At 70.2% G+C, this 21,569-nt stretch carries 17 protein-coding genes and 1 pseudogene; 11 read left to right on the top strand and 7 right to left on the bottom strand.

The window, feature by feature from the left end:
* Positions 1 to 12: 12 nt before the first annotated feature.
* Positions 13 to 294: a hypothetical protein gene (locus ACZ6SA_RS40525; RefSeq protein WP_347617572.1), complete on the bottom strand. Its 282-nt coding sequence runs from the start codon at positions 292 to 294 to the stop codon at positions 13 to 15.
* 312 nt (positions 295 to 606) lie between these two features.
* On the opposite strand from ACZ6SA_RS40525, the gene ACZ6SA_RS40520 reads away from it, so the two are divergent.
* From ACZ6SA_RS40520 to mptB, 3 genes and pseudogenes are all read left to right on the top strand, one after another.
* Complete coding sequence (locus ACZ6SA_RS40520; protein WP_132328427.1) at positions 607 to 954, top strand: STAS domain-containing protein; 348 nt, start codon at positions 607 to 609, stop codon at positions 952 to 954.
* Positions 955 to 984: 30 nt separating this feature from the next.
* Positions 985 to 1,713: a glycosyltransferase family 2 protein gene (locus ACZ6SA_RS40515; RefSeq protein WP_347645948.1), complete on the top strand. Its 729-nt coding sequence runs from the start codon at positions 985 to 987 to the stop codon at positions 1,711 to 1,713.
* A 91-nt stretch (positions 1,714 to 1,804) separates the two neighbouring features.
* Positions 1,805 to 2,650: pseudogene (mptB, locus tag ACZ6SA_RS40510) on the top strand (polyprenol phosphomannose-dependent alpha 1,6 mannosyltransferase MptB); the annotation flags it as partial.
* 559 nt (positions 2,651 to 3,209) lie between these two features.
* Here mptB and ACZ6SA_RS40505 read toward each other — a convergent pair.
* The gene (locus tag ACZ6SA_RS40505; protein WP_465834262.1) at positions 3,210 to 5,483 is read right to left on the bottom strand and encodes a hypothetical protein; all 2,274 of its coding nucleotides are present in this window, start codon (positions 5,481 to 5,483) and stop codon (positions 3,210 to 3,212) included.
* A gap of 473 nt (positions 5,484 to 5,956) precedes the next feature.
* Here ACZ6SA_RS40505 and ACZ6SA_RS40500 point away from each other — a divergent pair, with 473 nt between their 5' ends.
* The 4 genes from ACZ6SA_RS40500 to serS all read left to right on the top strand — a co-directional run bounded on the left by ACZ6SA_RS40500 (position 5,957) and on the right by serS (position 9,950).
* On the top strand, positions 5,957 to 7,147 hold the full coding sequence (locus tag ACZ6SA_RS40500) for a glycosyltransferase 87 family protein (protein ID WP_465834260.1): 1,191 nt from the start codon (positions 5,957 to 5,959) through the stop codon (positions 7,145 to 7,147).
* A gap of 22 nt (positions 7,148 to 7,169) precedes the next feature.
* A complete protein-coding gene (locus ACZ6SA_RS40495; RefSeq protein ID WP_465834258.1) occupies positions 7,170 to 7,589 on the top strand; it encodes a DUF4446 family protein in 420 nt (139 codons plus the stop codon).
* Positions 7,590 to 7,657: 68 nt separating this feature from the next.
* Positions 7,658 to 8,578: a prephenate dehydratase gene (gene pheA / locus ACZ6SA_RS40490; RefSeq protein ID WP_347645952.1), complete on the top strand. Its 921-nt coding sequence runs from the start codon at positions 7,658 to 7,660 to the stop codon at positions 8,576 to 8,578.
* A gap of 109 nt (positions 8,579 to 8,687) precedes the next feature.
* Positions 8,688 to 9,950, top strand: coding sequence for a serine--tRNA ligase (gene serS, locus ACZ6SA_RS40485; protein WP_347645953.1), 1,263 nt, complete (start codon positions 8,688 to 8,690; stop codon positions 9,948 to 9,950).
* Between the two features lie 9 nt (positions 9,951 to 9,959).
* Here serS and ACZ6SA_RS40480 read toward each other — a convergent pair whose 3' ends face one another.
* The 3 genes from ACZ6SA_RS40480 to ACZ6SA_RS40470 form a co-directional block, all read right to left on the bottom strand.
* A complete protein-coding gene (locus tag ACZ6SA_RS40480) occupies positions 9,960 to 11,123 on the bottom strand; it encodes an FAD-dependent monooxygenase (RefSeq protein ID WP_443154401.1) in 1,164 nt (387 codons plus the stop codon).
* A gap of 71 nt (positions 11,124 to 11,194) precedes the next feature.
* Positions 11,195 to 12,520 carry a hypothetical protein gene (locus ACZ6SA_RS40475; protein ID WP_465834255.1) on the bottom strand — a complete coding sequence of 442 codons (1,326 nt, stop codon included), beginning with the start codon at positions 12,518 to 12,520 and terminating at the stop codon, positions 11,195 to 11,197.
* 162 nt (positions 12,521 to 12,682) lie between these two features.
* The gene (locus tag ACZ6SA_RS40470) at positions 12,683 to 12,886 is read right to left on the bottom strand and encodes a cold-shock protein (RefSeq protein ID WP_043619750.1); all 204 of its coding nucleotides are present in this window, start codon (positions 12,884 to 12,886) and stop codon (positions 12,683 to 12,685) included.
* Positions 12,887 to 13,136: 250 nt separating this feature from the next.
* Here ACZ6SA_RS40470 and ACZ6SA_RS40465 point away from each other — a divergent pair, with 250 nt between their 5' ends.
* Positions 13,137 to 13,907 (top strand): HAD family hydrolase, encoded by a 771-nt coding sequence (locus ACZ6SA_RS40465; RefSeq protein ID WP_465834252.1) that lies wholly within the window; start codon positions 13,137 to 13,139, stop codon positions 13,905 to 13,907.
* Here the strand turns inward: ACZ6SA_RS40465 and ACZ6SA_RS40460 are convergent.
* Positions 13,898 to 14,416, bottom strand: a complete 519-nt coding sequence (locus ACZ6SA_RS40460; RefSeq protein ID WP_132505806.1) for a bacterial proteasome activator family protein — start codon at positions 14,414 to 14,416, stop codon at positions 13,898 to 13,900. The two genes, ACZ6SA_RS40465 and ACZ6SA_RS40460, sit on opposite strands and share 10 nt — an antisense overlap.
* 5 nt (positions 14,417 to 14,421) lie before the next feature.
* A complete protein-coding gene (locus ACZ6SA_RS40455; protein ID WP_347645957.1) occupies positions 14,422 to 15,378 on the bottom strand; it encodes an NAD(P)H-quinone oxidoreductase in 957 nt (318 codons plus the stop codon).
* A gap of 114 nt (positions 15,379 to 15,492) precedes the next feature.
* On the opposite strand from ACZ6SA_RS40455, the gene ACZ6SA_RS40450 reads away from it, so the two are divergent.
* The 3 genes from ACZ6SA_RS40450 to ACZ6SA_RS40440 form a co-directional block, all read left to right on the top strand.
* Entirely contained in the window at positions 15,493 to 17,676 is a 2,184-nt protein-coding gene (locus ACZ6SA_RS40450) for a MinD/ParA family ATP-binding protein (protein ID WP_465834249.1), read from the top strand.
* Positions 17,677 to 17,770: 94 nt separating this feature from the next.
* Positions 17,771 to 21,322, top strand: a complete 3,552-nt coding sequence (gene dnaE, locus ACZ6SA_RS40445) for a DNA polymerase III subunit alpha (protein ID WP_347645959.1) — start codon at positions 17,771 to 17,773, stop codon at positions 21,320 to 21,322.
* A gap of 122 nt (positions 21,323 to 21,444) precedes the next feature.
* The coding region (locus tag ACZ6SA_RS40440; RefSeq protein WP_465834387.1) for a TrfB-related DNA-binding protein at positions 21,445 to 21,569 on the top strand (125 nt) is incomplete at its 3' end.

Raw genomic sequence — 21,569 nt, 5'->3', positions numbered from 1 at the left:
TCCCTCGGGTGTTCAGGCGCTCTCCGGAAGGTCGACGTCGGAGCGGGGCAGTCCGAATGACTCCGACATCGCCCGGAAGGTCGGGCAAGGCCAGCGCCACATGCAGCTCCTGCACCGCAGGATCGGGTGGGCCGTGTCACTCGTGATGCCCCCCGCGTCCCTCGGCTGGTGGAGGTCGAGCAGCCTGAGCCCGAGCTCGGAGAACCTGAGCAGGTCGGCGCGCGCGCCGGCGAGGAAGTCGAGGTCCTCGATCGCGAGCCGGGTGCGGATGGGGACATAGCCTTCGTGGTTCACCAGGCCGCGGAGGCGTCCTGCTTCGTCATCCCATGAGGTGGCCTTCTCTGTGCGGATGAGGATGGTCTCCAGCCGTTCGCGGAGCCCCTGACGCTGAGGATCTTCAGGATTGTCTGCGTTCATCGATCCGGGGGCCCGCCGGACGTGCCCCAGCCCCTCCTTCGCCATGACGCGGTTGCCAGTTCCGATGTCACGCTGTCAAGCTTCGCGTACTCTCCGTTTCCATGGAGCCCAAACGGAGGACAAAAACCTGTGGTCGCCCTATCGGCGTGACAACGTGACCGGAAGCCTCCGCGCCGCTAGCCTGCCCATGTGGAGCTCAAGGTCTCGACTCGATCACAGGCCGGGTGCGCGCTCGTCGCCATCACCGGAGAAATCGACCTGTACACGGCGCCCCACCTGCAGTCCGAGTTCACTCGGCTCCTGCAGGAAGGGCCTAGCCGGGTGGTCATCGACATGTCCGCCGTGGATTTCTGCGACTCCACGGGGATGAACGTGCTGCTCTCGGCACTCAAGCGCATGAAAGAGCAGGGAGGGGCGCTCGACGTGGCCGCGCCGCGTCCCGCCGTACGCAAGATCCTGCAGGTCACGGGGCTCGACTCGGTGTTCACCGTGTACGACGAGGTGCCGCAGGAGTTTCTCATAGCCGAGGGATCATGACGGAAGCCGCGCGTGCGGAGGTGACGCTCGATGGGCGGTGACACGGCGGCCGTCATCCCGGCCGCCAACGAGGCGGACCGCATCGCGGCCACCGTCAGGGCGGCGGCGGCGCTGCCCGGCGTCGACCTCGTCGTGGTCGTCGACGACGGCTCGTCCGACCAGACCGGCCGGGTCGCCCGCGCGGCCGGCGCCCGGGTGGTGCGCCACAGCCGCAACAAGGGCAAGGCCGCCGCGATGGAGACGGGTGCGGAGTCCGTACGCCTCCTCGACGAGGACGCCGCTCCCCGGCATCTCCTCTTCCTCGACGCCGATCTGGGCGACACGGCCCAGGCCGCCGCTCCGCTCATCGAGCCCGTACGCGCGGGCGAGGCCGACATGACCATCGCCGTGTTCACCACCCGGGTGCGGCTCGGCGGCCACGGCTTAGTCGTCCGCCTGTCGAAAGAGGGCATCCGCCGGGCGACCGGCTTCGAGCCCGCCCAGCCGCTCAACGGCCAGCGCTGCCTCACGAGAGCCGCTTTCGAGGCGGCCAGGCCGCTGGCGCACGGGTTCGGCGTGGAGACGGCGCTGACGATCGACCTGTTGCGCAAGGGCTTCCGGGTCACCGAAGTCGAGGTCGACATGGCACACCGCGCCACCGGCACCGACTGGCGGGCGCAACTTCACCGGGCCGTGCAGTTGCGCGATGTGGCACGCGCCCTGGCCACGCGGGAGCCACTTGTCACGCAAAATCTGGACAAAGTTCGATTCAAGCGCTGACCATCTGCCGTACGGGAAACGTTCGCTCGGTGATCGGGAGAACGTCCGGCGTGAGGAGGTCTGACCTCGTCCGTCCGGAACCACCTGGCGAATGTGCTGGAATCTTCCGGTGACTTCGCAATCGTGGCGCGACAAGGCACGAGGCCGGCTCGCGTGGGCGGCCACGGCGGCGATCGGCGCCTCGATCCTGCTGACGCTCAGCATCGGCCTGCTCGGTCCTTCGCCGATGGTCCCCGTGTTGACCGGCGCTGCCTGGCAACCGCCCTACTCCTTCGAGGTCCGGCCCGACCCCCATCTCACGATCGCCATGGCCGCCGCCGCCCTCGTCCTCGGCGGCCTCGGCCTCCTGCTCGCCCTGTCCCTCATCCGCGGTCCCCGGGTCCCCTCTGAGCTCGCGCGCACGGCGGTCATGATCGGTTGCCTGGCCGCCGGCGTGCTCGCGTTCCTGCCTCCCTCGGGTTCCGGCGACCACCTCAACTACGCCGTCTACGGCCGCATGGTGACGCTGGGCGTCGACCCCTACACCCACGGCGCGGTGGATCTTCCCGGCGACCCCGTCGCCGATGCGGTCGAGGAGCCGTGGCGGGAGGAGCCGAGCGTCTACGGTCCGGTGGCGACGGCTCTGCAGGCGGTGGCGAGCTGGGCGGGCGGCGACTCGCTCCGGCTGACCATATTCGTGCTGGCCCTGTTCAACGCCGCCGCCTTCATCGTGACGGGCCTGCTCATCGACCGATTCGCCCGTGGCGACCCGGCGAGACGCCTGCGCGCCGCGTTGTTGTGGACCGCCAACCCGCTCCTGCTCTACCAGTTGGTGGCGGGCCTGCACGCCGACACCCTCGCCGTCGCCTGCATGGTCGCGGCACTGCTGTCCAGGGCCCGCCCGGCGGGTTCGGGTGTCCTGCTCGGCCTCGGCGTGGCCATCAAGATCAACGCCGGCCTCGTCGCCCTGGGCCCGGCCTGGGAGTTGCGACGGCGCCCTGCCCGGCTGGCGCTCATGGCCGGGTGCGCCCTCGCCGTCGTGGTCGCCGGTTACGCGATCGTCGGCACGGCGGCGATCGAGCCGATCACCCGCACCAGCAAGGCCGTCTCGCACGCCTCGTTCTGGAAGCTCGTCCAGGGCTGGCTGCAGTCCGTCGTGGGCACCGGCAGCGCCTACCGAGGAGAGATCCAGGTGGGCTCCCTCCTCGTGCTCGCACTCGTCGCCTGGTCCCTGTTCCGCCTCGCATCCGTTACGGCGTCGCGTGCCGGTTCTGTGGCCACGAACGGAGGAGGCCCGGAGGCTCCCGTCGTGGCGGCGGTGCTGGTGGTGGCGTACGTGTTCGCGACCCCCTACATCCTGCCGTGGTACGACGGGCTGGCGCTCGGCCTGCTGGCGCTCGTGACGGCGTCGGCGCTCGACATGTTCGTGGTCGCGCACCTGCTGGTCCTGTCGCTGGCCTACCTGCCCGCCAGGGTGGAGGGCCAGCCACAGGACCTCGTGTGGCTCAGTACGGAGCTCAGGCCCCGGCTCGCGTGGGCCCTGCTGGCCCTGACCGTGGCACTGCTGGTGTGGGCGTGGCGAGCTGCAGGGCGCGCACGCACGCGGCCAGCGTCAGCGGCACGGCTACCGTCAACGCCATAGAGGGGATGGCGATGCCCGAGTCGTTCATGAGGAAGGCGACGAACGCGCACGCGAGCGTACCGAAAAGGCCCGCCCTGAGCACCGGGGCCAGCGCGTAGACCTGGCCCAGCGCGGAGGCGCCCCAGCGTGACGGGCGGGCGAGCACCAGGAAGAGGAAGGCCAGCGCGACCACGGAAAGGAGGGTCAGCGACCAGTTGCCGACGGTCACGCCGACCATGGCGGTGAGCTTGCGCCCGACCACCGTCCACGCCTGGCCGTCGATGATCTGCTGCACGAAGGTGCCCAGGTGGGTGCGTTCAGGCTCCGGCCGCAGCCAGTCGAACACCGACAGCGTCCCCACGAGCAGCGCCCCCGCCAGGCCGACGAGCGCCAGTTTCAGCAGTGACACGCGCCGGCCCGACAGGAGGATGAGGAAGACGGCCAGCCCGATCACGAAGGCCGGCACGCCGCCGAAGTCGGCTCCCCACGACGGCCATCCGTCCGCGAAGACGGCCAGCCCTCCATAGGCCGCGCACGCCGCGACGACCACGACCCTGGACGTCCTCTTGCCGAGCAGCCACTGGGCCACTCCGGCCAGGCCGAGCAGGGTGCCGGTGGCGTAGACGGCGAAGGCGATGTTGCTGAAACCGTAGAACCGTCCTCCGGTGACGGGCTCGTAGCCGGTCACGGCGTTCACCTGGAGCTTGGAGCCGGTCATGACGTCGAGGAGGAGCGCGAGCGAGGTGACGGCGGCGACCACGGTGAGAGGGCCGAGCACGTGGGAGCGCCACGGCCCCGCGAAGGCCGCGGCGGTGATCAGGGCGGCGATGGCGACGATCGTCACGATCACCGACGCCATCGGGACCGGCAGCGTCCACCAGGGCACCAGCTGGGCCAGGAAGGTCGACACCGGAATGGCGCCGCTGACCACCGCGACGACCTGGACGGCGGCGAGCAGCCTGGACGCGCTCGCCAGGCCCGCGGCCGAGCCGTCCGCCGGCGGTACGACCGCGGAGGTGGCCGGTGTTTCCGGCGAGGAGGGGGGCGGCGGGGTGCCGTTCTTGAAGCGGCGGCGCAGAGCCAGGGCGGCGAGGGCGTAGAAGAGGAGCTGCACCGTCACCAGGACGGTGAAGAAGGGGCCGCGTACGTCGCGTAGCACCTGGCTGGCCAGGTCGGCGTCGGCCAGGTCCGCCACCGTGCCGGCCGGGTCGGGCGGGGCGGCGTCGCCGGAGCGCCACGGGCGGCCGACGACCTCGCGGGGCGCCGGCAGGCCGAGGAGCTGGACTGTGGTGGCGGTGAGGTCGGTGATCGTGACCAGGGAGTCCTGGCGGGTGGAGGTGGCCGTGAGGCGGCCGTGCGGGAACGGCGGGCCGCCGGGAGCCGACGGGCCGGCGGCGATGGCCACGTGGAGGTGGGCGTTGGGCGTCACGTCGGAGACGCCGGCCAGCAGGACGGAGGTGCCGGCGGGCAGCTTGCCGAGAAGGGCGCCGATCTGCCGGTCGGCCCGGGCCACCGCCGCCTTCCTGGCCTCGGCGGGCATCGGTGCGGGGACTCCGTACTCGTCCAGGGGGCGGGCGGCCCAGGCGGTCGCCAGGTCAGCGGCTTCGAAGACGACGAGGTCGTAGGGGGTCAGGTCGGCGGCCGAGCCCAGGTCGGGGGCGTAGGCGGCGACGTCTCCCGAGGCGTCGGCCGCTGCGAGCGCCGCTCCGGGGCCGATCGCGGCCACCTTCCCTCCGCCGTCCCCCACGGCCCGGCCCAGGGTGCCCAGCCGGGCGTCGAAGCCGGTCTCGCCCTGGTGGGCGCTCAGCGCCTCCCATCCGGGGATCGTGGCGCCCTGCCCCGACTGCCGGGGCGCGGGGGCCGGGGTGCAGCCCCTGCCCGGCGTACCCGCTCGCTGGCCTGCCGAGACGGTCAGCCAGCCCGCCGTGGGGCAGGTGATGCCCCGGTCGGGGGGCGGCACCGTACGGGTGGAGAGCGAGGCGGAGGAACCCCTGCCGACGAGGTCCCACAGGTGGGGCGTGCGTGACCGGTCGAGGTCGCTCCACTCCAGGCCGGGCACGCCGACCAGGGCCACGCGCCCCCCGACCGCCCGCTCCTGCGTCGGATCCGCGCCCGCCGCCGCGGGCGCGACGGCCGCGGCCAGGGCGATGCCCAGCAGCAACGTCAACACGCGGCGGAGGGAACGGCCTGATCGCACTCGCCGTCGGCCGCGCGACTCGTGCCCGCCGTCGTACGGGTCCGGCCTGGCGTCGTTGGGCATGTGCGGGAGCTCCAGCGTTTCGGGGAAGGATGTGCGTCCGATCGTAGATGCTGAGCGCGGGCGGGCCGGGTCGTCGGCACGGCGCGGGCCGAGGCCCCGGGCGCGGGCAAGGCGGCGGCCGGGACGGCGTGCCCGGCACGGTACGCTGCTCGGTCATGAGGTCCGTGAGTACGTGCCACCCCCGAGGGGCGGGAACCGTGCGGCGAGCAACACTCCGTTGACCCTTGGCCACGTCAAGCCCCGATCCCGAAGCGACTCCCGGCCCGGCAGCCTCCGGCGGGCCGGCGGCCACGCCTGCGCGATCACCGGAAAAGACCACCCGTGAGCGCCCAGCCGGCGATCCGCCCGCCGCGCGACGCGGGGGAAGCGACGGAGCAGGTCCGATGACCGGGGGCGTGGGGCGGCGGCAGTGGTGGGCGTGGGCGGTCGTCGTGCTCGTCGTCGCGGCGGCCGTGACCCCGCTGGTGCACACATGGCTCACCAATGCGGACGATCAACGCCTGGTCGACCTGGACGTCTATCGCACCGGCGGGCAGATGCTCCTCGACGGGCGGCCGGTGTACGACTACTTCACCCCCGCGCCGCAACTGCTGCCGTTCACCTACCCGCCCGTCGCGGCGATGCTGGCCGTCGGGCTGGCCGGGATGTCCTGGGGCGTCGCGCAGTGGGTGTGGACGGCCGGGATCTTCGTGGCGCTCGCCGTGACCGTGGGCTTCGCGTTCAGGGGCGCCCTCGGCACGTGGCGGAACTACGCGCCGTGGGCCTTCGCCCTGTTCATGGTGGCCTGCGCGTACATGATGCCCATCCGGGACCAGGTGCGGTTCGGCCAGGTCGACATCCTGCTGGTCGCGTTGTGCCTGGCGGACTGCGTGGCCAGGAGGCCGTGGTGGCCGCGGGGGTTCCTGATCGGGCTGGCCACGGCGGTGAAGCTGACGCCCGGAGTCTTCCTGATCTACCTGCTGGTCACCCGTCAGTGGCGGACGTTCTTCATGGCGGCGTTCGCGGCGGCGGTGCTCACGCTGCTGCCGTTCGCGGTGATCCCGCAGGACGCGGCCGGCTTCTGGTTCTCGGCGCTGCTCGATCCCGAACGCCTCGGCGCCAACGCGGCCACCACCAACCAGTCGATCCGCGGCATGCTGATCCGCCTCTACCTGCCCGACCTGCTGACGTCCGCGATCTGGCTGGTGATCGTGGCGGCGGTCGGCTGGTACGGGTTCCGCGGCGCGCGGGACGCCTACCAGGCGGGCGACTCCATCACCGCGGTCGCGCTCGTCGGGCTGATGGCCGTACTGCTCTCGCCGGTCGCCTGGATCCACCACCTGGCCTACGTCGTCGTGGTGCTCGGCGCGATCGTCGGCGACGGCCGCGATCCGGTCAGGCTGCGGGTGGCGGCCGGGGTGTGGCTCTATTACGTGGTGCCCGTCCCGTGGTGGGGCGTATCGCTGAAGGCGGCCGACATCCCGGGCGTCAGCCTGGTGCTCGGGAAGATCGTCCAGAACGGGTTCGGGTTGGGTGCGCTGGCCCTGGTGTGGCTGCTGGCGTCCTGGGTGCCGAAACGCCGGATGCTTGCTTGACCCGGCCATTACGCTATGTGTCGTGCTCGTTACCGCATGGGTCTTCGTGGGCGTTCTGGCCGGGGTCAGCGGCGTGCTCATCGGCTGTCTGGCCCTCCGCCGGGCGCAGGCCACGGTGGAGGACTGCCGGCGGCTGCTCGCCCGGCAGACGCACGAGGGCGGGCGCGATCTCAAGGCCGTCAGAGACGTGGCCGTCTGCCGGTACGACGCCCTCGCGGAGATGACCGGGCGGCTGTCGTTCTCGGTGGCGATGATCAACGGGCTGGGTGACGGCATCGTGCTGACCTCGATCAACGGGCGCAGCGAGACGCGTACGTACGTGCGGTCCGTGGTGGGAGGAAAGGGCGAGCAGGAGCTGTCGCCCGAAGAGGAGGAGGCCGTGCGCGCGGCCCGCCTGGGGCTGGGTCCGCTGATCACGGCGCGGGCTTCGTGGCAGCTGTAGCCGGTCGTCCACCACGCGCTCGGCCGAATGGTCACCATGCGCTGTCCACCTGCGGATATTCTGGACTCATGCCCCGTCTCGCCTATCTCGGACCCGAAGGCACCTTCACCGAAGAGGCCCTGCGGCTCCTCGACCCCACCGCCGAGCGCCTGCCCTGCGCCAACGTGAGCGCCGCGCTCAACGCCGCCCGCGCGGGCGATGCCGACGGCGCCGTCGTGCCGCTGGAAAACTCCATCGAGGGCGCCATCACCACGACGCTCGACGAGTTCGCCTGGGGCGAGCCGCTGCTGATCACGGCCGAGCTGCTGCTGCCCGTGCAGTTCTCGCTGCTGGCCCGGCCCGACACCGAGATGGCCCACGTCAAGCGGGTCTACACGCATCCCGCTGCCATCACCCAGTGCCGCGCCTTCATCTCCCGCGAGCTGCCCGACGCCGTCGTGGTGGCCGCCCCGTCGACGGCGGCCGCGGCCCAGGAAGTGTCGCTGCCCGGCTCCCCCTACGACGCGGCCATCGCCGCCCGCATCGCGGGCGAGCACTACGGGCTGGTCGAGCTGGCCTCCGACATCGGCGACAGGTCCGACACGGTGACCAGGTTCGTCCGGGTCGGCCGCCCTCAGCCGCTGCCCGCGCCGACCGGTTCCGACCGCACCACGCTGGTGGTCTTCCTCGCCGACGACCACCCGGGCGCGCTGCTGGAGATGCTGACGGAGTTCTCCGTACGCGGGGTCAACCTGACGCGCATCGAGTCGCGGCCGACGGGCGACGGCATCGGCCGCTACTTCTTCCACTTCGACTTCGAGGGGCACATCGCCGACGCCCGTGTCGGCGAGGCGATCGCGGGGCTGCACCGCGTCTGCGGCGAGGTGCGGTTCCTGGGGAGCTATCCGCGGGCCGACGGGGTGACGCCGCTGATCAGGCGCGGCACGTCCGACGGCGCGTTCGGCGAGGCGGCCGAGTGGCTGGCGCGGGTCCGCTCCGGCCAGGTCTGAGTACGCTGGCACGTGCGGCGGCTCGTGACGCGGGGTGGCGGCGGCGGGCGGCGGCGACTCGGCGTAATAGAGGGGCGGGCCGCGGTCCGGCGCCGGTAGCCTTTTCCTTGTGATTGACCTGCGTACCCTTCGTGAGGATCCCGACCGGCTACGGGCGTCGCAGCGTGCCCGCGGTGAGGACGACTCTGTCGTCGACACGCTGCTCGACCTTGACGGACGCCGGCGTTCCGCGCTGACCGCGTTCGAGTCCATGCGGGCCGAGCAGAAGAGCATGGGCAAGTCGGTCTCCAAGGCGCAGGGCGAGGAGAAGGCCGCTCTGCTCCAGCGGGCCAAAGACCTCGCTAGCCAGGTCAAGGCCGCGGAAGCCGAGGCGGAGAAGCTGGGGGCCGAGCTCGACGAGGTGCTCCAGACGGTGCCCAACATCGTCGATGAGGGCGCGCCCGAGGGCGGCGAGGACGACTACGTCGTGCTGGAGACCCATGGCGAGCCGCGCGCGTTCGACTTCACCCCCAAAGACCACCTGGAGCTGGGGGAGGCGCTCGGGGCCATCGACATGGAGCGAGGCGCCAAGGTGTCCGGCTCGCGGTTCTTCTTCCTCAAGGGCGTCGGCGCCCGGCTGCAGCTCGGCCTGCTCAACATGGCCATGCAGCAGGCGATCGAGGCGGGGTTCACGCCGATGATCACTCCGGTGCTGGTCAAGCCGGAGACCATGCAGGGCACCGGCTTCCACGTGGCCCACGACAAGGAGATCTACCGCCTTCCTGAGGACGACCTCTATCTGGTCGGCACCTCAGAGGTGTCGCTGGCCGGCTATCACGCGCAGGAGATCCTCGCGGCCGACGACCTGCCGCTGCGCTACGCGGGGTGGTCGTCGTGCTTCCGCCGCGAGGCGGGCTCGTACGGCAAGGACACCAGGGGCATCATCCGGGTCCACCAGTTCGACAAGGTCGAGATGTTCTCCTACGTGCGTCCCGAGGACGCCCAGGAGGAGCACCGGCGGCTGCTGGCCTGGGAGAAGGAGATGCTGGCCAGGATCGAGGTCCCCTACCGCATCATCGACACGGCGGCGGGCGACCTCGGCATGTCGGCGGCCCGGAAGTTCGACTGCGAGGCGTGGATCCCGACCCAGGGCCGCTACCGCGAGCTGACCTCGACCTCCAACTGCACCGAGTTCCAGGCGCGCAGGCTCGCCGTCCGCTATCGCGACAAGGACGGCAAGCCCCAGCACCTGGCCACGCTCAACGGCACGCTGGCCACGACCCGCTGGATCGTCGCGATCCTGGAGAACCACCAGCAGGCCGACGGCTCCGTGGTGGTCCCGCAGGCGCTGCGCCCCTACGTCGGCCTCGACGTGCTGGAGCCGGCCAAATAGCGACCGCCGTCAGCGCCCGAACCCGAAGAGCCCTCCGACCCGCCCGGCGATCCGGTCGAACTGGTAGTAGAGCGCCGGCGGCACGAACGGCTGCATGACCGAGTGCCGCTGGCCCAGCAGCGTGATCACCTGCATGGGCGAGCGGTCGATGTAGCGCGGGAGGTTCTCGAACCACCGGGCGCTGTTGCGGGCGGCCCTCTGCGGCGAGCGGAGCTTCGCCTTCGACTCGCGTTCGTAGGCGGCGAGGGCCGTTTCGAGATTTTTCTGCTGGTAGAGCTCCTTGGCCAGGACGGAGGCGTCCGCCAGGGCCAGGGCGGTGCCCGCGCCGATGGAATAGTGCGTGGTGTGCGCGGCGTCCCCCACCAGCACGACGTTGCCGTGGTGCCACGTGCGGTTGGTCAGCGTGCGGAAGTGCAGCCAGTGCGCGGTGCCGTCGGCCTGTGCCCGCCCGATCAGCGGGTGCCCGTCGAGGATGTCGGCGAAGAGCTTCTCCAGGATGGCCAGGCTGTCGGCTTCCTTCCCCTGGTCGAGCCCGAGCCCCCGCCAGGTTTCCGGGGTGCACTCGATGACGCAGGTGCTGTGCTCCTTGCTGTACTTGTAGCCGTAACACCAGATCCAGCCGTGCTCGGTCTCCACGAAGGCGAAGACGAACGCGTCGAAGACCTTGGTGGTGCCGAGCCAGATGTAGATGTTCTGGCCGGTATGGAACTCGGGGCCGAAGTGCTCGGCGTGGCGGTCGCGCAGCCCGCTGTTGACGCCGTCGCCCGCCACGACGAGGTCGGCGTCGCCGAACTCGTCCTCGTCGGTGATCTCCCGCTCCCACTCGATGCGTACGCCGAGCGATTCGGCGCGTTCCGCGAGGATGCCCAGCAACCTGCGCCGGCTGATGCCGTAGCCGGCCTCCCCTTGCTCGACCGTCACCGTGGCGCGTTCGCGGATGTCCGCGACCCAGGAGTCCCAGCGGACCGAGCTCTCGCTGATGGCCCGCGCGGAGTCGGCGTCGGCCCGGTGGAGATCGTTGAACAGTTCGTCCCAGTAGGTCACGCCCCAGCCGTATGTCGAGCCGGCCGGGTTCCGTTCGTAGATGGTGATGTCGTGGGACGGATCCACACGTTTCATCAGGATCGAGAAGTACAGGTTGGCGGGTCCACCGCCGACGCAGGCGACTTTCACCAGAGCCCCCATTGTGACGCAAAGTAATCAATCTATGCCACAGAGTAGCAGAGGGGCAGAGGGGTCCCAGGTCACGGGCCGGAACGGCTCGCGTCGTTCCTGATGAGGGCGGCGCCCGCCACCAGCACGAGAACGGTGAGCGCCGCGGCGATCGCGACGGCGGCCTCGTACGCCTCGGGCGTGCCGCCGGCCCAGCCGTCGAAGGGCAGATAGACGGCCGCGTAGAGGAGCGGCCCGCCCACGACTCCGACCGCGGCCGTCACGGGACGCGCCCGGCCCGCGAACGCCAGCACGAGGCAGACCAGGGTGCCGAGCACGGCCGCGACGACGCCGAGCGCCACCAGGCCGAGCGCGTCATGACCCAGAAGGGCGGCCTCGGCGACCATGGCGAAGAAGCCCAGGCAGGCGAATATGGCGAAGCCGGTGTAGACGCGGTGGAACTGGCGCATCCCCGCTCCGACGCCGCCGAAGAGCATGCAGGCGGCCAGGAAGAGCGCCACGCTCCGCTCCAGGCTCACGTCCACGGCCGGGGCCTGCTCCGTGGCCGAGCCGGGCCAGCCCACCCGCCGCCACGTCCCCTGGACGTCGCGGACCAGGATGCCGTCCCGGCCGTTCGCGACGACCACGTCGTGCCCGCCGGGCCGGGGCACCACGGCCAGGCCCATCGGGTGATGCCCGTGCCCGCCGGAGTAGGTCCTGCGCAGCCGCTCGCGGTCGTCGCCGGACGTGGGCCACGACGGCCGCCACGTCTTGCCGCCGTCGTCGGACTGCTGCACGGCCATCCGGTCCGGCACCACCCGGTAGCACCGGGTCGCCTGCCTGGGCACGCACGCGGCGCTCTGCGGCCTTCTGGGCTCGTCCGCCATCACCCGGTCGATCTCCGACCACGTGGCTCCGCCGTCGCGGGAGATCCAGTCCTGGCCGCTCGAAACGTGGACGACGATCCGGTCGCCGTCCACCTCGACGGACTCCGCGGCGGGCATGTGGTCGGCCGACGTGGCGGCCACCGCCAGCACGGTCAGCGGCATCGCCGCGACGATCCGCCATCTGGAGGAGCGGGTACGGAGGCTGCGCCCGCGTACCCACCAGGCCAGCGCGAGCGCGGGGAGGGCCAGCAGGTCCGTGGGATCGGCCAGGACGCGCGACGGGCCCGCCACGAGGCTCCAGACCTGGGAGGCGACCTCAGCGCCCGTCTCCGTCGATTTCACGAGCGTGAACAGCGCCCCCGCGAGCGCGGTGGCCGCCAGATCGGCCCGCCGCCGGAAGAGCAGGGCGAGCAGGGCGGGCGCCACCACGAGACCTGCCACGTCGCTGAGCTTGCCCGTGACGAACCCGGGCCAGGCCTGCTTGAGCAGGTGGTCGTTGACCAGTAGTACGAAGACCCCGGCGACGGTCACGGGGTGACATGACCACGCATACCTCATATAGAGGTCGATGTATGGGAGGGTCCGGCGGTTCAACGGCTGTGTGAGTCGAGTCACAGCCGTGACCTGGCCGACACATGCGAAGACCGGAGCCCGCTGGAATGCGGACCCCGGTCTCTCTCTCGCTGCTACAGGTCAGATGGCTCGGACCTGCGAGGCCTGCGGCCCCTTCTGGCCCTGCGTGATCTCGAACTCGACCCGCTGGCCGTCTTCAAGGCTGCGGTAGCCGTTGCCGACGATCTCGGAGAAGTGCACGAACACGTCCGGCGCACCGCCGTCCGGGGCGATGAAGCCGAAGCCCTTCTCGGCGTTGAACCACTTGACGGTTCCCTGAGCCATAAAAGCTCTCCCTCAGGATGTGAATCTATGGGACCCACACCTCGTGGATCCCGGTGTGTCGTACAGCAAGCACCCGGGGTGGCTCAGACAAAGTCATGCTGGTTTTCACTACGGGATCAGCTAATACAACGCCATCACATCTAACACCATTCTGGCGCGTTGGTGTTCCCGTCCCTAGGAAGATTTCTGTCAGGCGGCATCACCAGGCAAACTGGAACCTGTTATGCAGAGCCTTCCCGCACCCCGTCTAGTGGCCACCGACCTCGACGGCACCGCGTTGCGCACCGACGGAACCGTGTCTCCCCGCACGGCCGCGGCCTTCACCAAAGTCGAGGAATCGGGGGCGGCGCTAGTGTTCGTGACAGGGCGGCCGCCGCGCTGGATGGGCGGCGTCGCGGGTGCGGTGCGTCACCACGGGCTCGCCATCTGTGCGAACGGGGCACTGATCTACGATCTCCATACCGAACGGATAGTGGAATCTCACCTGATCACGGTGGATGTACTCGAGGACGTCGTGGCTCAGCTAAGAGCGAACGTGGCCGATCTCGCATTTTCGGTCGAGTATGAAGCCGGTTTTGCGCATGAGTCGGATTTCCTCCTCGGCGCCCTTGACAAGGCCAAGGGGAGCGCCCGCGCCGGCTCCCTCACGGCACGTCCGTGCGCCAAGCTGCTGGCCCTGCACCCGGGCATGGGCCCGGACGAACTCCAGGCCACCGTGCACGAGCTGGTGGGGCACCTGGTGACCGCCACCCACTCCAGCCGCAGAGGCCTGATCGAGATGAGCGCCCAAGGCGTCACGAAGGCCAGTGCCCTGGCGGCGCTGGCCGCACAGCACGAGATCAAACCCGCGCAGGCCGTGGCGTTCGGCGACATGCCGAACGACCTGCCCATGCTGAGCTGGGCAGGCACGGCGTACGCCGTCGCCAACGCTCATCCCACCGTGCTGGCGGCGGTCGATCACGTGACCGCGAGCAACGACGACGACGGCGTCGCGCAGGTGATCGAGAAGCTCTACAGGTAGGGGCCGGAACCACCGGGCGGCCGCGGCTGCGGCTCCTCGCCGTGCGGCACGCCGGGCAGCGCCCTGCGCATCTGCTCAAGCTGGGCACGGGCGGCCATCTGCTGCGCGAACAGCGTGGTCTGGATGCCGTGGAACAAGCCTTCGAGCCAGCCGACGAGCTGGGCGTGCGCGATGCGCAGCTCGGCCTCGCTCGGCGGCGTGCCGGTCTCGTCGGTGAACGGGAGCGACAGGCGTTCCAGCTCGTCGACCAGCTCCGGCGCCAGGCCGTCCTCGAGCTCCTTGATGGACGACTCGTGGATCTCCTTCAACCTCTTACGGCTGGCCTCGTCGAGGGGAGCCGCGCGGACCTCCTCGAGAAGCTGCCTGATCATGCTGCCGATGCGCATCACCTTCGCGGGCTGCTCGACCAGGTTGGTGACCGACCGATCGTCCTCGCCGCTATCGCCCTGACCTTGGAAGTCGGGGCCCACCACCACGATGTGGGGGGTGTTGTTGTCCTCAGCATTCATAACTCTCACCGTACTAGCAGGATCTTGCCGATGTGCTCCCCGGAATCCAGCATTCGGTGAGCTTCGGCGGCGTCCGCCATGGGCACCTCCGCGTGGACCACGGGACGCACCGCACCGGCCCCGACCAGCGGCCAGACGTTGTCGACGACGCTGCGGACGATGGCGCCCTTCTCCTCCACGGGACGCGAGCGCAGCCCCGTCGCGTGCACGGCCGCGCGCTTGGCGAGCAGGGCGCCCAGGTCGAGTTCGGCCTTGCGGCCGCCCTGGAGCCCGATGATCACCAGCCGGCCGCCGGTGCGCAGCGCTTTGACGTTGCCCGCGAGGTATTTCGCGCCCATGATGTCGAGGATGACGTCGGCGCGTACCTTGTCCGCGAAGTTCTCCTCGCGGTAGTTGATCACCTCGTCGGCGCCGAGCTCCTTGACCCGCTCGGCCTTCTCCGCCGTGCCGACCGTCGCGACCACGTGGGAGCCGAGCGCCTTGGCCAGCTGCACCGCGAACGTCCCGATCCCGCTCGCGCCGCCGTGCACGAGCAGCGTCTCACCCCGGCGCAGCCGCCCGACCATGAACACGTTGGACCAGACGGTGCAGGCCACCTCCGGCAGCCCGGCCGCCTCCCGCGGCGACACGCCCTCGGGCAGCGGCATGACCTGTTGCCAGGGCACGGCTACGCGCTCGGCGTAACCGCCGCCCCCGAGCAGCGCGCACACCGCGTCGCCCGGCTTGAACTGCTCGACGTCGGCGCCCACCGCGGCCACCACGCCCGAGGCCTCCAGCCCCGGGTAGGGCGACGTTCCGGGAGGAGGATCGTAGAACCCCTGACGTTGCAGGACATCGGCACGATTGACCGCGGAGGCGGTCACGTCGATGAGCACGTCTCCGCGCCCCACCTCGGGATCCGGCACCTCGTGCCACTCCAGCACCTCGGGGCCGCCCGGCTCGGTGATCTCAATGGCTCGCATGCGAACCACGGTAGCCGGGCAAAGAAGTTCTGGGTTGCCGGGCTGCGTAGGAGCAGGTGGCGTTAATCTGCAAGGTATTTGCTGCCCCTTTAGACCCACCCGAGGGGGAACACGGTGGCAAGACACGATCGAGAAGAATCTCTCGAGGAACAGCTGGCCTGGCTTGACGCGATCAAGGAGACGGAGGAGACCCCCGTCTCTGTCAGCGTCTCGACTGCGTCCGCCGACGAGCCGGTCGCCTCGCCGTACCCCCAGGACCCGTGGTCGCTCGTGCCCCAGCAGCACGAGACGCCGACGCCGCCGCTGTTCCGCGCGGCGGTCGACTCCGTGTACGGCACGGCCGCGGCCGAGGACGTACCCGAAGGGGAGAGCGAGGCGGGGGAGTGGCTCGGCGAGGCCGGAGCCGCCAAGAAGGAGGAGCCGGCCGCGCCGCCCGCGGACGACCCCTTCAACACCCCGCTGAAGCCGCTGCCGCGCCCCGACGACACCGAGACCTTCACGCTGTCGTTCGCGCCGCCGGAGACGGCCGACAAGGACAAGACGGCGGAGCCGGCGGACGATCCGTGGTCCACGCCGCCCGAGTGGCCGCCGCCCGCGGAGCCGTCCGCGTCATCCGCGTCCCAGCCCCCGTCCCAGCCCTCGTCCCAGCCCTCGTCCCAGCCCTCGGCCGCGTCCATCCAGCCGGCCGAGGGATCGGCTGTGGAGGATCCGCTGACGGCCCGGCAGCCGGCCGTGGCCGAGGAGACCGCACGCCCGGAGGAGCAGACGGAGAAGCAGGCGGAGGAGAAGCCGGCCGACGAGGAGAAGCCCACCTGGGAGAGCACGCCCCCCAAGAGCGAGCCCTCGCAGTGGCCCTCCGGATCCGACCAGACCCTTCCCGGGAACGAGACCCCGCGGTGGACAGGTTCCGACGAGACCCTGCCGCGGAACGAGCGCCCGCGGTGGGCCGATTCCGGGCCGCAGTGGGCGGGCCCTGAGCAGCGGGGTGATTCCGGTCCCCAGTGGGCAGGCTCCGAGCAGCGGGGTGATTCCGGGCCGCAGTGGGCGGGCCCCGAGCGGCGGGTCGAGCCCGAGCAGCAGCGGGAGGAGCGTCCGCAGCCCGATGAGCGCTCTCCGTGGTCCGAGCCGGTCCAGGAGGACCGCCACCAGGACCGCCCCCTGCGGCTGGAGCGCTCCCAGCGCCAGGACCGCCCGCCCCACGACGACCCGCCGCGTGAGCGTCCCGCCGGGCAGGAGGGTTCTCCGTGGGCCGACCAGCCCGAGTGGCGCCCCGCGGACCGGGACATCCCTCCGGCGCCGCCGCGCCGCCGACCCGCCCCGGCGCCCGTCTTCAGCGCCCCGCCAAGACCCCCGGTCACCGGGAGGCCGACGGCTGAGAGCCTCGACCCGGAGTCCCTGCTCCGCGGACGGCGTAACGCTCCCTCCAAGGGGTGGCGCCGCGTGGTCTACAAGGCGTCGGGCGGCTGGATCAAGCCGGGCGAACCCCCGGAGGTGCGCCGCCGCCGCGAGCTCGTGACCAGGGCGCGCACTCCGGTGACCGCCGGGCACCACCGCGTGGCCGTGCTGAGCCTCAAGGGCGGAGTGGGCAAGACCACGACCACGGTCGGCCTGGGCGCCACCCTCGCCCAGATCCGCGGCGACCGCGTGATCGCCGTGGACGCCAACCCCGACAGGGGCACGCTCTCCGACAAGCTCGTCCTGGAGACCTCGGCGACCGTGCGTGACCTGCTCAACGAGCGTGACCAGGTCAAGCGTTACGTCGACATCAGGGCGTTCACCTCGCAGGCGCCGTCGCGGCTGGAGGTGCTCGCCTCCGACCGTGACCCGTCGGTCTCCGAGGCGTTCAGCGGCGACGACTACCAGGACGTCTCCCAGGTGCTGGAGAACTTCTACTCCATCTGCATCACCGACTGCGGCACCGGCCTGCTCCACTCCGCCATGGGCGGCGTGCTCGGGCTCGCCGACCAGATCGTGCTGGTCAGCTCCCCGTCCGTCGACGGCGCCAGGGCGGCTTCGGCGACGCTCGACTGGCTGGAGGCGCACCAGTACGGCGACCTGGTCAAGAACGCGACCGTGGTGCTGTGCAGCGTCAGGCCGCGCTCGAAGTCGGCGGTCGACATCAAGAAGCTGGAGGCCCATTTCGCCGCCCGATGCCGAGCGGTGATCCGGGTGCCGTACGACCCGCACCTGGAGGAGGGCGCGGAGATCGATCTGGACCGGCTCCAGGAGCCCACCAGGGACGCCTATCTGCAGCTCGCCGCCAGCGTGGGCGACGGCTTCGCGGGCGTCCCCGAGTGAGGCCGCGGGCGCGGGCCTAGCGGCAGGCGTCATCAGTCCCGCGAGACGCAATAAGCTCAGGCGACAGGTCGGGCGAAGTGGGATCGGGGGACGGGTGAGCAAGTCGTTCGTGCACCTGCACGTGCATACCGAATACAGCATGCTGGACGGAGCGGCCAAGATCAAACCGCTGTTCAAAGAGGCAGCGCGGCTTGATATGCCGGCCATCGCCATGTCGGATCACGGCAACATGTTCGGTGCGTACGAGTTCCAGAAGGTGGCGAAGGACAGCCCGGTCAAGCCGATCATCGGGATCGAAGCGTACGTGGCGCCAGGATCCCGGTTGTTCAAGAAACCGGTCTTCTGGGGTTCTCGCGCGGAGACCGGTGTCGCGGACGGCGAGGGCGGCAAGGACGTCTCCGGCGGCGGCCGGTTCACCCACATGACCATGTGGGCGAAGGACGCGGACGGGCTGCGTAACCTGTTCCGGCTGTCGTCGCTGGCCTCGGTCGAGGGCTACTACGGCAAGCCCCGCATGGACCAGGAGCTGGTCTCGCAGCACGCGGCCGGGATCATCGCCACCACCGGCTGCCCGTCCGGCGCGGTGCAGACGCGCCTGCGGCTCGGCCAGTACGACGAGGCCGTCAAGGTCGCCGGCGAATACCAGGAGATCTTCGGCAAGCAGAACTACTTCCTGGAGTTGATGGACCACGGCATCGACATCGAGCGGGAGGTGCGGGCCGACCTGCTGCGGCTGGCCAGGCAGCTCGACATCCCGCTGCTGGTCACCAACGACTCCCACTACGTCACCGAGGACCAGGCCGACGCCCACGACAGCCTCCTGTGCGTCGGCGTCGGCAAGAACAAGGACGACCCCAACCGGTTCCGGTTCAACGGCTCCGGCTACTACCTCAAGCCGGCCGACGAGATGTACGCGCTGTTCTCCGAACTGCCGGAGGCGTGCGACAACACGCTGCTGGTCGCCGAGATGGTCGGCGACTACAGCGACGTGTTCGCACAGGTGGACCGGATGCCCGACTACCCCGACGTGCCCGAGGGCGAGACGCAGGAGTCGTGGCTTCGCCAGGAGGTGGAGCGCGGCCTGGAGATGCGGTACGGCGCCCCGGTCCCCGCCGAGGTGATGGAGCGGTACGAGACCGAGATGAAGGTCATCGGGCCGATGGGCTTCTCCTCCTACTTCCTCGTGGTGGCCGACATCTGCCGCTACGCGCGGGACAACGGCATCCCGGTCGGTCCCGGCCGCGGCAGCGCCACCGGATCGATCGTCGCCTACGCCACGCGGATCACGGAGCTCGATCCGCTGGAGCACGGCCTGCTGTTCGAGCGGTTCCTGAATCCGGAGCGGATCAACCCGCCGGACGTCGACCTCGACTTCGACGACCGCCACCGGGACCGGATGGTCAACTACGTCACCGACAAGTACGGCAGCGCCATGACCGCGCAGGTCAACACGTTCGGCACGATCAAGGCCAAGGCCGCCGTCAAGGACGCGTCGCGCATTCTCGGCTATCCGTTCGCCGTCGGCGACAAGATCACCAAGGCGATGCCGCCGGACGTCATGGGCAAGGGCGTCCCCCTGGCGGACATGTTCAACGAGGATCACCCGCGCTACAACGAGGGCGGCGAGATCCGCGCGCTGTACGAGAGCGACCCGGACGTGAAGAAGGTGATCGACACCGGCCGCGGCATCGAGGGACTGATCCGCGGCACCGGTGTGCACGCGGCCGCGGTCATCCTGTCCTCGGCGCCGCTGATGGATCTGATCCCCCTGCACCGGCGGGACAAGGACGGCGTGATCATCACCGGGTTCGACTACCCGTCGTGTGAGGACATGGGCCTGGTCAAGATGGACTTCCTGGGGCTGAGGAACCTGGGCATCATCGACCACGCCATCAAGATCATCGAGCAGAACCGGGGCATCACGCTCGACACCCTGACGATCCCGCTCGACGACGCGAAGACGTACCAGCTCATGGCGCGCGGGGACACCCTGGGCGTGTTCCAGCTCGACGGCGGGCCGATGCGCCAGCTGCTGAAACTGATGGAGCCGACCCGGTTCGAGGACATCGCCGCCGTACTCGCCCTGTACCGGCCGGGCCCGATGGCGGCCAACGCGCACACCAACTACGCGCACAGGAAGAACGCCCGGCAGGACATCGAGCCCATCCACCCGGAGCTGAAGGAGGCCCTGGAGCCGATCCTCGGCCCGACGTTCCACCTGCTCGTCTACCAGGAGCAGATCATGGCCGTCGCCCGCGAGCTGGCCGGCTACACCCTGGGCGGCGCCGACCTGCTGCGCCGCGCCATGGGCAAGAAGAAGAAGGAGATCCTGGACGCGGAGTTCGCCAACTTCCAGAAGGGCATGCGCGGCAACGGCTACAGCGACGACGCCATCCAGGCCCTGTGGGACGTCATGCTGCCGTTCTCCGGCTACGCCTTCAACAAGTCCCACACCGCCGGATACGGCCTGGTCGCCTACTGGACCGCGTACCTGAAGGCCAACTACCCGGCCGAGTACATGGCCGCGCTGCTGACCTCCGTGGGAGACGACAAGGACAAGGCGGCCGTATACCTCGCGGAGTGCCGCAAGATGGGCATCCAGGTCCTGCCCCCTGACGTCAACGACAGCCAGCTCGACTTCGTCGCGGTCGGCGACACCCAGGTGCGGTTCGGCATGGGCGCGGTCCGCAACGTCGGCGAGAACGTCGTCGAAGCGATCGTGAAGGCCCGCAAGGAGAAGGGCCTCTACCAGGACTTCAACGACTTCCTGGGCAAGATCCCGCTCACCGCCTGCAACAAGCGGGTCATCGAATCGTTGATCAAGGCAGGGGCGTACGACTCGCTCGACCACCCGCGCAAGGGCCTGCTCATGGTTCACGAACAGGCCGTCGACCAGGTCAGCGGCATCAAGAAGCAGGAAGCGCACGGCCAGGACTCGCTGTTCGGCGGGCTGGCCGACGCGGGCGCCGACGATGCCTTCACCGTCACGGTCCCCGACACGGAGTGGGACAAGAAGACCAAGCTCGACTTCGAGCGGGAGATGCTCGGCCTGTACGTCTCCGATCATCCCCTGGCCGGCACGGAACGGCTCCTGGCCAGGAACCGCGACACCACGATCGCCGACCTGCTCGAATCCGGCCGCGACGACCGCGGCGACGTGAGCGTGTGCGGCCTCGTCACCAAGGTGGACAAGAGAGTCAACAAGGCCGGCAACCTCTGGGCGATCGCCACGGTCGAGGACATGGACGCCGCCGTCGAGTGCCTGTTCTTCCCCAAGAGCTACGTGCTGTACGCCGACTCGCTGCGTGAGGACAGCGTGGTGGCCGTCCGCGGCCAGATCAACAACCGGGACGGCGCCATCAGCATCTTCGCGACGGACCTCACCGTGGTCGACGTGTCCGGCGTCAACAGCGACGGCGCCCCGATCACCCTCCTGCTCAGGGAGGAACGCGTCACCCCGCAGTTGCTGGAGGAGCTCCGGCAGGTGCTGAAGCTGCACGAGGGCAAGGTTCCGCTGCACATCAACCTGAAGCGCCCGGCGGGGAAGACCATGGTGCTGGCGGTGCCGGACTTCCCCGTCAACGCGGAGCCCAGCTTCGCCGCCGATGTGAAGGCGCTGCTGGGGCCGGAGGCCATCACGCTGTGAACCAGCCGGTCGTCACCTGGCGGAGGGTGTGGTGTGCTGGTTCAGGACATAGGAAACCCATGTCGCAGGACATAGGAAACCTCGGCCGAACGTGTCTCGGGACATAGGCAACCATCGCGATCATGAGCCTTGGCTGTGTGTCTAAGGCCAGAATTGTTATCACCGCCGTTGTCGTCGAGGGACGGTCCCAGGCAGAGGTCGCCCGCGCCTACGGAGTCTCCAAAGGCTGGGTCTCCAAGCTGGTGGC

The organism is Nonomuraea sp. NPDC049378 (genome assembly GCF_055586745.1).
Note: the sequence above shows the minus strand (reverse complement) of the source record. Positions and strands in the feature narration are given on the sequence as shown.